Source organism: Thermomicrobium sp., assembly GCF_053493975.1.
This window is the reverse complement of the sequence record NZ_JBRBZA010000033.1, coordinates 42,594-57,132: the sequence shown is the minus strand read 5'-3', so window position 1 is coordinate 57,132 and position 14,539 is coordinate 42,594. Positions and strand designations below refer to the sequence as shown.

Genomic DNA, 14,539 nt, shown 5'->3' with positions numbered 1-14,539 from the left:
CTTCCCAATCCCCCACCCCACCACTCGCTGCCGGTTCGGACGGGGGAGAGAAACCATTGACGGCGCTTTCGACCGTGTGGTAATGTGCTCTCGTGGAACTCTCACTGCACCGTTTTCGGCAAACTTGGACCGGGTCACACGGTGAGCTGAGGAGTGATGGATGACGCAGTACATCGCTCGTCGCCTTCTGATGGTCATTCCGACCCTCATCGCCATTTCGCTGATCACGTTCGTCATCATGCATGCGACACCGGGAAGCCCGATGCAGCCACGTGCCCCACAAGCGAACCCCTTGCCACCAGCCGCCCAAGAAGCGCTGGCCAAGAAATACGGGCTCGACAAGCCGTTGTGGCAACAATATCTGCACTATCTGCGGAACATTTTCACGCTCGACTTCGGGTTCTCGTACCAGTACCAGACGCGTGAGGTGCGCGATATCATGGCTTCCACTCTGCCAGTCTCTCTCCATCTCGGTGTCATGGCCATGGCTCTCGCCATCTTGATCGGCATCCCGCTCGGCGTCATCGCAGCCATCAACCAGAACGGCCCGGTCGATTACCTCTGTAGTTTCATCGCGACGCTGGGCGTCGCTGTCCCGAACTTCATCCTGGCCCTCTTCCTCATCGTGCTGCTCGTCCTGCTCATCCCGATCATTCCTCGTACCGGCGGCTGGGATTCACCGATCGACTGGGTTCTGCCCACACTCGCGCTTTCACTCGGCCCGATCGGGATCATCGCCCGCTATACCCGGGCCAGTATGGTCGAAGTCTTGCGACAGGACTTCATTCGGACCGCCTACGCGAAGGGGCTGAGCGATCGACAAGTGATCGTGCGCCATGTGCTCAAGAACGGCTTGATCCCACCCATCACCATCCTGGGGCCCATGTTCGCTGCCATCGGCACCGGCTCGCCATTCGTCGAGAAGATCTTCCGTGTGCCAGGGATGGGACGCTTCTTCGTCGACAGTCTGATCGCTCGTGATTACCCGATGATCATGGCCGTCATTCTGATCTATGGGGCGTTCCTCGCCATCATGAATATCGTCGTCGACATCTTGTACGGTGTCGTCGATCCGCGTATCCGCCTGGCTTGAGCCGAGACTCGGAGAGGAGCTCACCGCATGGCCACCACCGGTGCTGGGATGACCGGTCGAGCGGAACGGGCCGATGCCCTCATCTGGGCAGCCCGCCCTCACCGGACGCTCTGGCGCGATGCGCTCAGTCGTCTCCTCGCGAACCGCCTCGCCTTGTTCGGGCTCATCATGGTCATCATCTTCACACTCATGGCGATCTTCGCACCCGTGCTCGCCCCGTACCCGTACGATAAAGCCGATTTTTCGGCAGTCTCCCAGTTTCCGACGTGGACCGGAAAGTATCCGCTCGGCACCGATCTCGTCGGTCGCGACATGCTCAGTCGCCTCATCTGGGGTGCACAGGTCTCCATGCTCGTCGGACTCGGTGCCCAGGTCATCGTCTTCTTGATCGGCGTGCCGATCGGGGCGCTGGCTGGCTACCTCGGTGGTCGCGTCGACGCGATCCTGATGCGCTTCGTCGACGTGATGTATGCTTTTCCACAACTTCTCTTCGTTATCCTGATCATGGCGGCGCTCGGACGCGGCATGCAGAACATCTTCATCGCGATCGGTGTGACTGGCTGGGTCACGCTCGCTCGTCTTACCCGCGCCGAGTTCTTGGCGCTGCGCGAGCGCGATTTCGTCATCGCCGCGCGCGCCGCGGGCGCTTCTCCCTGGCGTATCATCACGCGGCACCTTCTGCCGAACGCCCTGTCGCCGATCATCGTGACCCTGACCTTCGGCATTCCCCAAGCCATCTTCACCGAAGCAGCCCTGAGTTTCATCGGGATCGGCATTCCCGAGCCGCGCCCGAGCTGGGGCAAGATGGCTGGCGAGACGCAGCAGTACATTACCTCGTACTGGTACATGCCGATCTTCCCGACCATCCTGATCGCGCTCTTGATGCTCAGCTTTACGTTCCTGGGTGACGGGCTCCGCGACGCACTCGATCCACGGACGCGCAAACGCGACTGAAAGGAGGTGAGGACGATCGGAGAAGATGCACGCTCGTTTGGAGTGAGGAGTCGTCTCTTGACCCCAAGAGGAGGAGGTACGATGAGCGACAAACTCCGCTGGTGGGAAGACCCTGAACAAGTTGCACTCCTGTGGAAACGCTTCCAAGTCGTCGGGATGGACCGGCGCGAGTTCATCCGCATCGTCGGCGCGGTCGGCGGAACCACCGGTGCCGCATTGGCTGCTGCTGCCTGCCAGCGCGCACCTGAAGCCACGCCGACCCCTGTCGCAGCAGTCACGCCACCGCCTGTCCCCACCCCGACGCCACCGCGTGCAGTCGGCCCGACACCGACCGTTGCCCCCGCTCCTACGCCCGCCGAGGGGGAACTCGCCGCGGACCAGGTCTTCCGGACCAACATGGAGCGCGACCCACAGAGTTTCGACTTCAACCGCGATCTCTACTGCGAGGGCGATTCTTCCTGCTTCGCCATGCTCGGGATGTTCACGCCTGATCTCGAGGTGGTTCCCGATATCGCCGAGCGCTGGGAGCCCAACCAGGACGCGTCGGTCTGGACCTTCTACCTCCGCAAGGACACCTACTGGAGCAACGGCGATCCGGTAACCGCTCACGACTACGAGTGGTCCTGGAAGCGCCAGCTCGATCCAGCCACTGCCGCCCCGTATGCCGGCTTCCTGTACGACATCAAGAATGCCGAAGCCTTCAACACCCAGAAGCCCGGCGTGACGCGCGATGACGTCGGCGTCAAAGCACTCGACGACTACACGCTCCAGGTCACCCTGGAAGGACCACGCGGTTACTTCCCGATTTTGGCCGCCTATATCGCCGCCGCGCCAGCCCATCGACCATCGGTCGAAAAGTATGGTGACAAGTGGACCGAGGCCGAAAACATCGTCTGCAACGGCCCCTTCAAGCTCGTCCGTTGGGAGCACGACAAGATCGTCGTCTTGGAAAAGAACGAGAAGTACTGGAACGCAAAGAACATCACGCTCCAACGGGTCGAACGGCCGATCATCCCCAGCGAAGCCGTGCTGCAAGCCTATGAAAACAACGAGATCGACTGGATGTGGCGCGGGCCGCTCGGCCAGCTGGAACGGATCCGCTCCGATCCCAAGCTCAGCAAGGAGTACCACCAATTCAATCTCTTCGGAACGTGGTATCTCGTACCCGATCCGAAGTTCGAGCCCTACAATCTCAAGGAAGTGCGCCGGGCCATGGCGCATGCCATCGACCGCGAGACGATCGTCAAGCAAGTGCTCAAAGGGCTGGCGACCGTCGCCTATACGTTCACCCCGCCCGGCATGCCCTACTACATCGAACCGGACGACAAGATCCGCGAACTGACCGAGTACAACCCGGACAAGGCGCGCCAGTGGCTCAAAGGTACTCCCTACGAGGGCGGCAAGAACTGGCCGAAGGGGCTGACCCTCACCCACCGCGAGGAGGGTGACGCTCCCAAGGTCGCTGCTGCTGCCATCATCCAGATGCTCAAAGAAGTGCTCGGTATGGAACTCGAGCACATCATCGGCGAGCCGCGCGAGACCTACGAGCGGATGTGGAAGCACGAAATCCCGCTCATGTGGGTCCGCTGGTACGTCGACTACCCCGATCCTGCCAACACCCTCTTCCAAGTCTGGTATTCGAAGGCACCGACGGGCCGCCGCCATGAGTGGTCGAACGACGAGTTCGACCGACTCACGCTCCAGGCGAACGGCGAGCAGGACCCGAAGAAGCGGTACGAGCTGTACTACAAGGCCCAGCTGATCCAGCTGGAGGAGGCCGCAGCAATCTATGTCTACAACCCGTGGAGCTACGGACTCATGAAGCCGTGGGTCACCAATCTCCCACGCAATCGCAACGGTGACTTCATGCCGGAGTGGAACATTTTCATCCGACACTACGACTACTACAAGATCCTCAAGCACTGAGCATCTTCCTGGCACGACGACGAACGAGCCTGGGGGCAGCATTCCCCGGGCTCGTTCTCTCTCCTCCGTCATCGGATGTCTTCACGGGCTACACTAGATCCAGCGAAGCTGCTCGCCCCTGGCACGCATCGCCGGGTGTTCGACGAATGACAGCCCGAGCGTCCGCTCCTCAGTGCAGTCGCTCAAGGCTCCTGTCCAGACGAGGTGATGCTGACGCTCGCGCGACTCAGACTGTCCCTCACGATCGCACCCACGCCGACCAGTCCCAGCTGCAACCAGCGATCCGCTGACCAGTCGGCTCCGTGCTCCCCTGGGGACCCGGCTCGATCGTGATACCCATGCCACGATACCGCGTCCATTGGTCCGGAGCCTCGATCAGGAGCAGCACCGAACCGCCACGGTCGGGGAGAAAGACCCCCGCATCGACGCGGCTCCCATCAGTGCGCAGCAGCCAGACCTGATACACCCGGCCAGCCTCGGGACGCTCGAGACCACCGAGCACGAGCAGTCCATCGCGTCCCTCGCGATCGAGGAAGATCCGGCCGACCTCCGGTGGGAAACCTGCTCGCTCCCCCTGCACGACTGTCGACCAATCAGCCCTCGCGAGGACAGCGACGATGCGCTCTTGCTGGGTCGCGAACTCTTCGAGCCGACGCTCGAGGCGCGTCACGGCCAGCAGCAGGACCCCGAGCAACAAGAGCGCCGCCGCAGCCAGTCCACCCCATGCCCAAGCCAGTCGCCAGCGTCGCCGATCTCCAGGATCGGCTCCGGCGAGGATCCGATTCCGGAGCGCAGGCGGTAGATCGACTTGTCGAACGGCTGCTCCCAGCCAACCGAGTGTCTCCTCGATCCGGCGCAACTCGTTTTGGCACAGTACACACGCTTCGAGGTGCTGCGCCACCACCACCGCCTCCGCAGGGTCCAGCAAGCCCAAGGCATACGCTTCCAGATCCACCTTATGATCGGCCAACGATCGTCCTGTCATGACTCGCGATCTCCTGCCAGCGCTTCCGCGAGACGCCGCAGTGCTGTCCGCACGCGTGTCTTGACCGTCCCGAGCGGGAGTCCGAGCCGTTCGGCAATCTCCCGTTGAGTCAGCCCACTGAAGTAGGCGAGTTCGAGCACTTCCCGGAGTCCACTGTCCAGTTCGGCCAGAGCGCGCCGCAGCCCAGCAGCCACATCGGCTCGCAGCACCAGATCCTCAGGATCGTCCTGGCCCAGCGCGCTCATCGTGTCGAACTGCACCCCGACCTGGTAGTCGCGAGAGCGCCGGCGCAGGACATCGATGGCCCGATTCCGAGCCGATCGCAGGAGCCAGGAGACAAATGCCCCTCGCTCCGACTCGTAGAGATGCGGGTACTGCCACAAGTGGATGAACAGCTCCTGGGTGATGTCCTCGGCAGCCTGCTGGTCGTGCACGATGCTCAGTGCCAACGAGTACACACGACGCGCGTAACGGTCATAGAGCGCCTCGAGTGCCGCTCGATCACGGGAACGAAGCCGGGCGACCAGTTCGAGGTCGCTCGGTCCAGTCATCTCTCCCTTCATCGTGCGCCACACACCAGACACCCGACCATCCCAGTGCCACTATCATACGTCTTGCCCTGGGCCGTAGGATTGCTGCTGGGGCTCGGAGACCAGGGAGGGAGTCGAGCATGCACCGCCTGTCCATCGCTGCCGGTATCGTCATCGCCTTTTTGGCTGGCTGGCTCGCCGGGAGCGGTTGCCTGAGCGTCCGTAGCGCCGCGACCCCGACGACGGTTCCCGCGCTCACGCCGATCCCTACCAGCACGCCATCACTCGCGCCGATCGCCGAACTCTCGCCGCCGGTCTCCGCGAGCCCAGTCATCTCTTCCGCTCCGCCACCGACGGGAGACTTCGCGACTGCGATCGAGCATGTCGCCGCTCAGGTGATACCAGCTGTCGTCTACGTGTCTGTCCGGGCCGTCGTACCGGGCTTCTTCGGCTTCGGGCAGATCCAGGAAGGAGTCGGCTCGGGGGTCATCTTCGATCCGCGCGGCTACATCCTCACCAACGACCACGTGATCGCTGGCGCGCAAGAAATCCGGGTCGTGCTCAACGATGGTCGGCAGTTCACCGGTCGCGTGCTGGGTCGCTCCCCAGCCAACGATATCGCTGTCGTCAAGATCGATGGGGAAAACTTGCCTGTCGCGACACTGGGTGACAGCGATCAACTGCGCGTCGGGCAATGGGTCGTCGCCATCGGGAACGCTCTCGGGCTGGAAGGTGGTCCCACGGTCACCGCTGGCGTGGTCAGCGCACTCGACCGGACGATCGACCCGGGCTTCGGTGAGCCGGCTATCGGTCCCCTCATCCAGACCGACGCGGCCATCAACCCCGGCAACTCCGGGGGACCACTCGTCGACCTCGCCGGTCGAGTAGTGGGGATCAACTCGGCCAAGATCCAGACGGCCGAGGGGATCGGCTTCGCCATTCCCATCAACAAAGCCAAGGAGATCGTGCAACAACTGTTGGAGGCTCGCCCGCGCGCCTATCTCGGCATCGTCTCAGTGAGCGTGACACCTGCCCTCGCCGCAGCCTACGGTTTACCGGTGCAGCGCGGTGTCCTCATCGTCGAGGTGACCCCGGACAGTCCAGCCGAGCGAGCCGGACTGCAACCCGGTGACATCATCGTCCGTGTCGATGAACGCGATGTCACGCGGAGCGACGAGCTGCCAGCGATCCTCGCTGCCCATCAGCCAGGCGACCAGGTCACGATCGTGGTCAATCGTCAAGGCCGCGAGCAGACGTTCACGGTGACCCTCGGGAGTGCCCCGGTCATCCAGTGAGGGAGGCGATCGCGATGGCGAGTCAGAGCGACGTGCTCTTCGCTCAGCTGCTGCGCGAGTTCGGGCGCCCAGCGCCGGAGGACCCGGCTCGGCCACGCTTGCTGCGAGCGCTCAGGGAACGTCAGTGGCTCGTGCCGGGAGCGAGTGTGCTTCTTCTCCTCCCCTCGCCGGAACTCGTTGCAGCCGTTGCGGATCACGGTGCGCACGTCACCGTGGTGGAACCGCTCGAACCCCTGCTCGAGCGAGCACGCCAACGGCTCAGTGGCCTGAAGACGCCGATCCACTGGATTCGACGCGATCCGCAGCGCCTCCCGTTCCGCCGCGCGTTCGATCTCGTGCTCGGCTCGGGCCTCGTCCTCGGAACGAGCGGTGCCCAGCAGGCTGATGAAGAAGTGTTGCGTCAACTCGCGCTGGCTCTTCGGTCTGGAGGGACGCTGCTCCTCGACCTGCCCAATCGGGAGCTGCTCGTCCGCGAGTTCGTCGAACGGATCTGGGGCGAGATCGACGGTTTGCGCGTTCTGGTCCGCCAGCACTGGGACCTACCCGAAGGCACAGTGCAGGTCGAGTGGCAGCTCCTCTGGCCCTCCGGGACTAGCGAGCGCTGTGAACGCACGCTGCGTCTCTACGCCGCGAGCGAGCTCGCAACGCTGGTACGCCGGAGTGGGTTCGCCACTCTCGAATTCTGGGGCGACGATGACGCTGCACCGTACCGACTCTGGTCATCGCGGCTGTTGCTCGTCGCGCAGACGGCCAGCGAGCCATCCCAGCCCTTGGCAGTCGGGAGCGAGCCGGAGCAGTCGTCCGCATGATGCGAGAGTCGTGGTCGATCGTCCAGATGGTCAACGCTGAACGGATCGTCGTATTGGGCTGGGGTCGAGCGATCCTCGCCCAACTAGCACATCCTCTCGTCGCAGCGGGGGTGGCCGAACACTCGTCGTTCGCCTGCGATACTTGGTCAGCCTTGCGTCGCTTTCGTGCAACAGTCGATGCGATGCGCGCGCTCACCTTTGGCCCCCCACAGGCAGCTCGAGCAGCCGCTGCTCGCATCATCCGCACCCACGCTCGCGTCCAGGGCAGGCTCCGTGAGCCGAGCGGTCGCTTTCCAGCCGGTACCCGGTACAGTGCGCACGATCCTGCTCTCCTCGCTTGGGTGCACACCACGACCGTCGAAGCGATGATCGCAGCATACGAGCGTTTCGTCCGTGTGCTCACCCCGGAGGAGCGCGACCGCTACTGTCAGGAAGCGAGCGCCATGGAGTTTTGGCTGGGTAGACCGTCTGGGTACCTTCCTCGCTCCTGGGGGGAGATCGAGGAGAAGATCACCCGAGCGCGCCAGGACGGGACGCTCGTCGTCACACCGCTCACGCGGCAACTCGCCGACTCTGTCCTTTCCCCACCGCATCCCTGGTGGCTCGCGCCGAGCGTCCGCTTCTGGCGCTGGCTGACCATCGGTCTCCTGCCCGACTGGCTCCGCGCGGCCTATGACCTCACCTGGTCTGCTCGTGACGACGAGCGATTCGAGCGCTGCCTCGGTGCGATCCGCTGGATCTGGTCGCGGCTTCCCGCGATCGTCCGCACCTGGCCAGAAGCACGGTCTGCCCAGTCAGGTGCGCTTCCCCCCGAAGGAATGACGCGCGTGGGAGTTCCGCGGTGAGAGCTTTCTCCACTTTCGTCCGCCGCTTCGGCATTCCCCTCGGCCTGCTCGCCTTGAGTGTCGCGATCGCTGGCGCGACACTGGCGCGCTACGCGCTACCAGTCAGTACATCGTCCACCACAACGGTCGCCCCTTCACCCGAACCGACACCGACCCCCACGCCGACACCATCTCCGACGCCCGAGCCACCCTCGCTCAGCGCCCGCTCCGTCCTCGTCGTCGATCTCACCACTGACCGGATACTCTTGGAGCGCGCCAGCCGGACACCCCTTCCTCCAGCCAGTACCCTCAAACTCCTGACCGCGCTGACCGCTGTGGAGATCCTCTCATCTGAAGAGATCGTCACGGTCCAGCCAGAAGACATGGTCGATCCGGTCCGTGAATCGGCCATGGGGCTGGGTGCTGGGGACACGATCACGGTCCACGATCTGCTGATCGGCCTGCTGCTCCCCTCCGGCAACGACGCCGCCCGGGCACTGGCCCGCATTGCTGGCGAGCGACTCGCTGGTCCTCCCGATCGATCACCGCGCGACCGCTTTCTCTTTGCGATGCAGGAGAAAGCTCGGGAACTCGGCCTCAGCGAAACGGTCGTCCTGTCGCCGGATGGCGACGACATACCCGAGCAGACGACGAGCGCGCGCGATCTCCTCCAGCTCGCTCGCGCCACGCTCGACCATCCGGAACTCGCTGCTCTCGTTGCGTTGCGCACGGCGCAGATCCGTGTCGGCGGTCCGAACGCACGGGTGCTCGAACTCCGGAACACGAACGAGCTCCTCGGTCAACTCGGGGTCATCGGCATCAAGACCGGCACGACCCCCGAGGCCGGGCAATGTCTGGTCGCTGCGTGGCGCACCAGTGACGAACGGACCTTCGTCGCCATCGTCCTCGGGAGCCAGGATCGCTACGGTGACGTGCGAGCGATCATCGATTGGGTCGCGCGGGCGACCGGCAGCGCACCGGCCCCCTGATCCCCCGTGAACAGCGCCAGGGTGGCCGGGGACTCCAGCACTGCGCTCATCCGATCGAGCGGCCCCGCTTCACCCATGCCGGGCGGAGACAGGTAGTCCAGCGAGGCTCGCTGGACTCTCTCAGCCTCAGCGAGCGCACGCAGACCGAACCCGGCACTACACCCTCGCGGAGTCTCGTGTCGCATAGCTCCGTGCGCCCTCGGCATCCCGTGCCAGAGCGTTGCAGCGCGGATCGCTCGTCTCGTCGCACTACCTGCAGGAGCGGTGGGAAAGTAGCTGCCACTCCAGGCCAGCACCTGTTATGCTTGCCAGCCGTCTTCTCGATTCCTCCAGCGCCCCCCGGAGTAGGAGCGCGAAGGAATGGAAGCGTGACCGCCGAACGTCCAGCCGCACCGTCCGGAGAGACATCGCGACTGACGCGCCTGTACGGCGCTCTGGCCGCGAGCGCGCTCGCGGTGCCAGCCTACCGACGCTTCTGGGCCAGCATGCTCGTTTCCAACATCGGGAGCTGGCTCCAACTCGTCGCCCAAGGATGGCTCATCCTGGCCCTCACCGGCTCGCCCGCCTATCTCGGGTTGTATGGTCTCTTGCGATCCATTCCGACCCTGACGATCACGGTGGTCGGCGGGGCGATCGCCGACCGGGTCGATCGGCGCCAGATCCTACTCGTCACCCAGTCGTTGGCCGCCCTGCTCGCGCTGCTCCTCGGGATCCTCGATCTCACCGGGACGATCAGGCCGTGGCATATTCTGGCTATCGCGTTCGCCACCGCGACCGTCATGGCGTTCGACAATCCGGCACGCCAGGCTCTGGTTCCCGGTCTCGTCGGGAACGAGCGCGTCGCTTCCGCCGTCGGCTTGAACTCCGCTGCGTGGAACGCGGCCGCAGTGATCGGCCCATCGCTGGCTGGCTTGCTGGTCGCCGCGGCCGGCACCGGTTGGGCCTTCGTGCTCAACGGGGTGAGCTATCTTCCGGTGCTCTGGGCCGTCTGGACGATCGCACCAGCACCGCCCGAGCACACGAGCAGGACGTCCCTGCTCGTCCACGTTCGCGTCGGCCTGAGGGCTGTCCGGCACGACCGGCGCCTGCTCGGCCTGTTGACCCTGCTCGCCGTGCCCACCTTCCTCGGTCGCCCCTACCTGCAGCTCATGCCGGTTTTCGCCCGCGATGTCCTGCACACCAGCGCGGCGGGATATGGTGTGCTCATGGGAATCAACGGAGCTGGCGCGCTGAGCGGGGCTCTGCTCGTCGGGCGGCTGGGGTCACGTCAGGATCGCGGTCGTATCCTGTTCCTCGTCAACCTGGTCTTCGCTGGGACACTCGTCGTGTTCGCGCTCTCACGTTGGCTCGAGCTGTCGGCGATCCTGCTCTTCCTCATCGGTGCCAGCCAGACGCTCCTGATGGCTCTCACGAACACGCTCATCCAGCTGATCGTTCCGGACGAGTTCCGCGGCCGCGTGATGGCCCTCTATACCTTGATTCCGATGGGCTTGATGCCACTGGGAACGATGGCACTCGGCGGGATCGGGGATCTTTTCGGCGTGCCAGCCACGGTCGCGGTCGCTGCAGCGGGCGCGTTCGTCTTCACGCTGGCCGGTCGCCGGCTCTTCCCCGAGGTCTACCGGCTCGCTTGACGTTCGCGCTCCGGCTCGGCAGCCAGTTCTGCTCGCACGGTCACGAGCTTCCCCTGGCGCACGACACCGAGCACGATCGTGCTTCCGACCGCTGCGCGCCCCAAGAGACGCTGCAGATCGGTCGGTGACCGCACGGGTGCGCCATCCAGGCTCACGATCACGTCACCCGGTCGCAGTCCGGCTCGCGCCGCAGGACTCCCGACGATGACCTCGCGGACCGCGATCCCAGCAGCTCGCGTTCCACCGTGTTCTGGAACGAAGCGTCCTGGCACGCTCTTGAGCTCACCGATGATCCCCAGCCAGGCGCGCTGCACGCGTCCCTCGCGCAACAGCTGGCCGGCCACCCACTGTGCGGTACTGGCAGGAATCGCGAAACTCAGCCCCTGCGCACCCGCGACGATCGCTGTGTTGACACCGACCACCTTGCCGCGCGTATCGACCAGCGGCCCACCCGAATTCCCCGGATTGAGGGGAGCGTCGGTCTGAATGACGTTCTCGATCGACCGACCGTCCGGCCCCCGCAACGAGCGGCCGAGCGCCGAAACCACGCCGGTCACCACGCTCGCCTGCAATCCCAGCGGATTCCCGATGGCGATCACCAGCTGACCGACCTGCAGGCGATCCGAATCGCCGAACTCGACGATGGGAAGCCCGTTCGCCTGAACGCGCACGACGGCGAGATCGGTCGCTGGATCTTCACCGACCAGCTGCGCCGCGTATTCCCTCCCATCGGCGAGCGAGACGACGATCTGCCGCGCGCGATGAACGACGTGACTGTTGGTGAGGACGTAGCCATCGGGTGTGATCAGGAATCCCGAACCCGCACCAGGAATCTCGGAACCACGATGTGTCGGGCGGACGACACGCAATCCGACGACCGCCGGTGCGACACGCTGGACGACACGAACCACGGCCGCCGAAAAGGCATCGAGCAGGGTCTCCGGCTCGACGGCAGGACTCGTACCGCCCGGCAGAGCCACATCGTCAGCATCGGCCGTTGCGATCGGCTGAACGAAGAGTGTGTGGTGCAGCACGGTTCTCCCTCCTCGGTGAAGCATCGGTCATCGTTCAATCGACATCCGGTCCAGCGTGCCGGAGCTCTTGCACCCGGACCAAGGCGCGGCGCAGTTCCTCGAGCCACTCCGCTTGGTGACGACCGACCAAGCGGACACACCAGGCCAGTGCCTCGCTCCGGCTCCGCGCGATTCCAGCTTCGACCAGCGTATCCAGGACCTGCCGCTCGGTGAGTCGCAAGCGCGTCATCACGGGTATGCTCAGCACCGTGAAGGACTGGCGAATCGGACCGCAGGCTGCTCCCCAGGAGACCTTGCGGCCGAACCGGTACTCGGCTTCGCTGGCGATGCGCATGCGCTGCGCACGCGTTTCCTCGCGGAAACGCTGGATCCGCGCCGCACAAGCGGCCTGCCGCTCCTCCTCGCTCGCACCCTCCGGAAGTGGCGGCTCAGCGAGACGACCGACGACGAGAATCTCGTCCCGGTCGTAGGCGATCTCGGGCGGCTCCACGAACCAACCTTCCGGGAGACGCCCGAGGAACCACGCGCGGAGCTCGGCTGCGAACGGATCGTGCCTCATCGGAGTCCTCCTTCTGTCGATTTCCATACTTACAGTATTACACACTGACACATCCGCCGGTCAGCGGGGCTGTCGGCTGTCCCGGCGAGAGCAGTGCGCCGGGGAGTATCCTCCGTGCGGACGGTGGCGGTGCGGTGCTTCGCGACCCGCGTACTGGGTGTTCGACGGTCTCCTGCCCGCGGCCACGCTCCCTCAGCGATGCCGCGCATCGCAAGACACGAACCAGTGCTTCATGGAATTCGCCTCCTCATTTTCCAGCCGAACAGCCGTCGCCATGCTGCTCACCCTTACGCACGGCTCGACTCGTATCGCCTCGACCGGATACCGCTAGTCATGTGTCATGAAGGCACGATGACCCGCGCATGCCGCTGAAGCGGAGTGGGCCAGGGGTCGCGCTAGCGCCGCGAGGATCGCGATCATGGTAGGCTACCCGCAGGGTGGTGAAGCGGACAGGGAGGGTTGGACACGATGGCAGGTCCAGTGGTCGTTCCCGTACTCCCGAGTTATCTCGATCCGGAGCGCGTGACCCATTGTGCGGTCCCGTTCGGTCGAGCGATCGCCCAGCGACTCGGGAGCGAACTCGTCCTGCTTTCCGTCGTCGAGATCACCGAATCCCTGCGCACGTATCTGGAAGCGGAGGGAGAGCAGGTCGAACAGTTGGTGCAACGCTGGTTGGAGCAGCGCCGCGAGGCGCTCGAACGTCTGCGGGACGCGATCAGCGACGTCCCCTGTCGTATCGAGGTACGGCTCGGGGAGCCGGCCAAGGAGATCGTCGCGTACGCCGAGGCGAGTCAGGCAGCAGTCATCGTGATGAGCAGCCACGGCCGCTTGGGTGTGGCCCGTCTGCTGGTGGGGAGCGTCACCTTCAGCGTGATGCAGCGGGCACGGCAACCGGCGCTCGTCGTGCGCGCTCGTGTACCCGTTCCAGCTCCCAACGCACCGGTCACATTCTCGCCGGTTCTCGTCCCCCTCGACGGTTCCGCGCTGGCCGAGGAGGCGATCGATACCGCGCTCGACCTGCTCGGTCGGGGTTCGGAGCCCCTGCAGCTCCACCTCTTTCATGTCCTCGCCGAGGAAGAAGATCCCGTGCGCTGGCAGCACTATCTCGAAGCTGTCGCTCAGCGAGTCCGTGCCCGCGGCTATCCGACCAGCTGGAGTCTCGGCAGTGGGCCGGTCGCCGAGACGATCGCGGCCGAAGCAGCCATGCGCCAGGCTGGCCTCATCGCGATGGGCACGCACGGCATGAGCGGGATCCGACGAGTCCTTTTGGGCTCGACGGCCGAGCACGTCCTCCATGCGACGACCGTGCCGCTCCTCCTTCACCGGCCTCAGGCCGTCCAACAAGCCCTGGCCGAGCCGACCAGTGCGAGCGAAACGCTGCGGGCGCGCGATATCATGACGCCGGACCCCGTAACGGTCGGGCCAGACGCCACACTCGAACAGGTCGCCCAACTCATGCTCGAGCGGCAGATCGGCGCCGTTCCGGTGGTCGATGCGGACGGAAGGCTGCTCGGCTTGATTCGCGAAGAGGACTTCCTAGCGCAGGAAAAACCGATCCCCTTTGCAGCCTTCCGCGCGCCGCAGCTTTTCGGCCACTGGCTGAATGCGGGAGGGATCGAGCGGATCTACGCTGAAGCGCGGACGCTGCAGGCGGGAGCCGTGGCGCAAGCACCGGCAGTGACAGTGACGGAGGACACACCACTGAGCCGAATCGCCCAACTCATGGTCGAACGCGGCGTCCGGCACATCCCGGTCGTGCGTGACGGCAAACTGGTCGGCATCGTCACCCGACATGATGTCCTCAAGGCGATCGCCCGACAGCACAGCACGTCAGCGACGACGCACGCATCGTAGCCCAAAGCGCCTTCGCTGACTGCCCCGCAGGTCGGAGAGTGAGAGGATCGCGT

Annotated in this window: 13 protein-coding genes; 9 read left to right on the top strand and 4 right to left on the bottom strand. The window is 64.8% G+C overall.

Features of this window, described 5'->3' with window-relative positions; translation table 11 throughout:
- Positions 1-160 precede the first annotated feature (160 nt).
- The 3 genes from ACWIVK_RS06395 to ACWIVK_RS06385 all read left to right on the top strand — a co-directional run bounded on the left by ACWIVK_RS06395 (position 161) and on the right by ACWIVK_RS06385 (position 3,973).
- Positions 161-1,093 (top strand): ABC transporter permease, encoded by a 933-nt coding sequence (locus ACWIVK_RS06395; RefSeq protein ID WP_448575769.1) that lies wholly within the window; start codon positions 161-163, stop codon positions 1,091-1,093.
- Positions 1,094-1,120: 27 nt separating this feature from the next.
- Complete coding sequence (locus ACWIVK_RS06390) at positions 1,121-2,047, top strand: ABC transporter permease (RefSeq protein ID WP_448575767.1); 927 nt, start codon at positions 1,121-1,123, stop codon at positions 2,045-2,047.
- A gap of 81 nt (positions 2,048-2,128) precedes the next feature.
- A complete protein-coding gene (locus ACWIVK_RS06385; RefSeq protein ID WP_448575765.1) occupies positions 2,129-3,973 on the top strand; it encodes a peptide ABC transporter substrate-binding protein in 1,845 nt (614 codons plus the stop codon).
- Positions 3,974-4,211: 238 nt separating this feature from the next.
- Here the strand turns inward: ACWIVK_RS06385 and ACWIVK_RS06380 are convergent, their stop codons facing one another.
- Together ACWIVK_RS06380 and ACWIVK_RS06375 are read right to left on the bottom strand one after the other, a co-directional pair.
- On the bottom strand, positions 4,212-4,958 hold the full coding sequence (locus tag ACWIVK_RS06380; RefSeq protein WP_448575763.1) for an anti-sigma factor: 747 nt from the start codon (positions 4,956-4,958) through the stop codon (positions 4,212-4,214).
- On the bottom strand, positions 4,955-5,509 hold the full coding sequence (locus tag ACWIVK_RS06375; protein WP_448575762.1) for a sigma-70 family RNA polymerase sigma factor: 555 nt from the start codon (positions 5,507-5,509) through the stop codon (positions 4,955-4,957). Before ACWIVK_RS06375 ends, ACWIVK_RS06380 begins: the two co-directional genes overlap by 4 nt.
- A gap of 119 nt (positions 5,510-5,628) precedes the next feature.
- Between ACWIVK_RS06375 and ACWIVK_RS06370 the strand changes: the two genes are divergently transcribed.
- The 5 genes from ACWIVK_RS06370 to ACWIVK_RS06350 all read left to right on the top strand — a co-directional run bounded on the left by ACWIVK_RS06370 (position 5,629) and on the right by ACWIVK_RS06350 (position 11,039).
- Positions 5,629-6,783: a S1C family serine protease gene (locus ACWIVK_RS06370; protein ID WP_448575760.1), complete on the top strand. Its 1,155-nt coding sequence runs from the start codon at positions 5,629-5,631 to the stop codon at positions 6,781-6,783.
- A gap of 14 nt (positions 6,784-6,797) precedes the next feature.
- A complete protein-coding gene (locus tag ACWIVK_RS06365; RefSeq protein ID WP_448575759.1) occupies positions 6,798-7,592 on the top strand; it encodes a class I SAM-dependent methyltransferase in 795 nt (264 codons plus the stop codon).
- Entirely contained in the window at positions 7,589-8,437 is an 849-nt protein-coding gene (locus ACWIVK_RS06360; RefSeq protein ID WP_448575757.1) for an oxygenase MpaB family protein, read from the top strand. The genes ACWIVK_RS06365 and ACWIVK_RS06360 overlap by 4 nt, the downstream gene beginning before the upstream one ends.
- Positions 8,434-9,405 carry a D-alanyl-D-alanine carboxypeptidase family protein gene (locus ACWIVK_RS06355; RefSeq protein WP_448575755.1) on the top strand — a complete coding sequence of 324 codons (972 nt, stop codon included), beginning with the start codon at positions 8,434-8,436 and terminating at the stop codon, positions 9,403-9,405. Before ACWIVK_RS06360 ends, ACWIVK_RS06355 begins: the two co-directional genes overlap by 4 nt.
- 368 nt (positions 9,406-9,773) lie before the next feature.
- Complete coding sequence (locus tag ACWIVK_RS06350; protein WP_448575754.1) at positions 9,774-11,039, top strand: MFS transporter; 1,266 nt, start codon at positions 9,774-9,776, stop codon at positions 11,037-11,039.
- On the opposite strand, the gene ACWIVK_RS06345 is transcribed toward ACWIVK_RS06350, so the two are convergent.
- Together ACWIVK_RS06345 and ACWIVK_RS06340 are read right to left on the bottom strand one after the other, a co-directional pair.
- On the bottom strand, positions 11,024-12,073 hold the full coding sequence (locus ACWIVK_RS06345) for a S1C family serine protease (RefSeq protein ID WP_448575753.1): 1,050 nt from the start codon (positions 12,071-12,073) through the stop codon (positions 11,024-11,026). The genes ACWIVK_RS06350 and ACWIVK_RS06345 overlap by 16 nt on opposite strands.
- 34 nt (positions 12,074-12,107) lie before the next feature.
- Positions 12,108-12,632 carry a hypothetical protein gene (locus ACWIVK_RS06340; protein WP_448575752.1) on the bottom strand — a complete coding sequence of 175 codons (525 nt, stop codon included), beginning with the start codon at positions 12,630-12,632 and terminating at the stop codon, positions 12,108-12,110.
- 468 nt (positions 12,633-13,100) lie between these two features.
- Between ACWIVK_RS06340 and ACWIVK_RS06335 the strand changes: the two genes are divergently transcribed.
- The gene (locus ACWIVK_RS06335; protein WP_448575750.1) at positions 13,101-14,486 is read left to right on the top strand and encodes a universal stress protein; all 1,386 of its coding nucleotides are present in this window, start codon (positions 13,101-13,103) and stop codon (positions 14,484-14,486) included.
- Positions 14,487-14,539 lie beyond the last annotated feature (53 nt).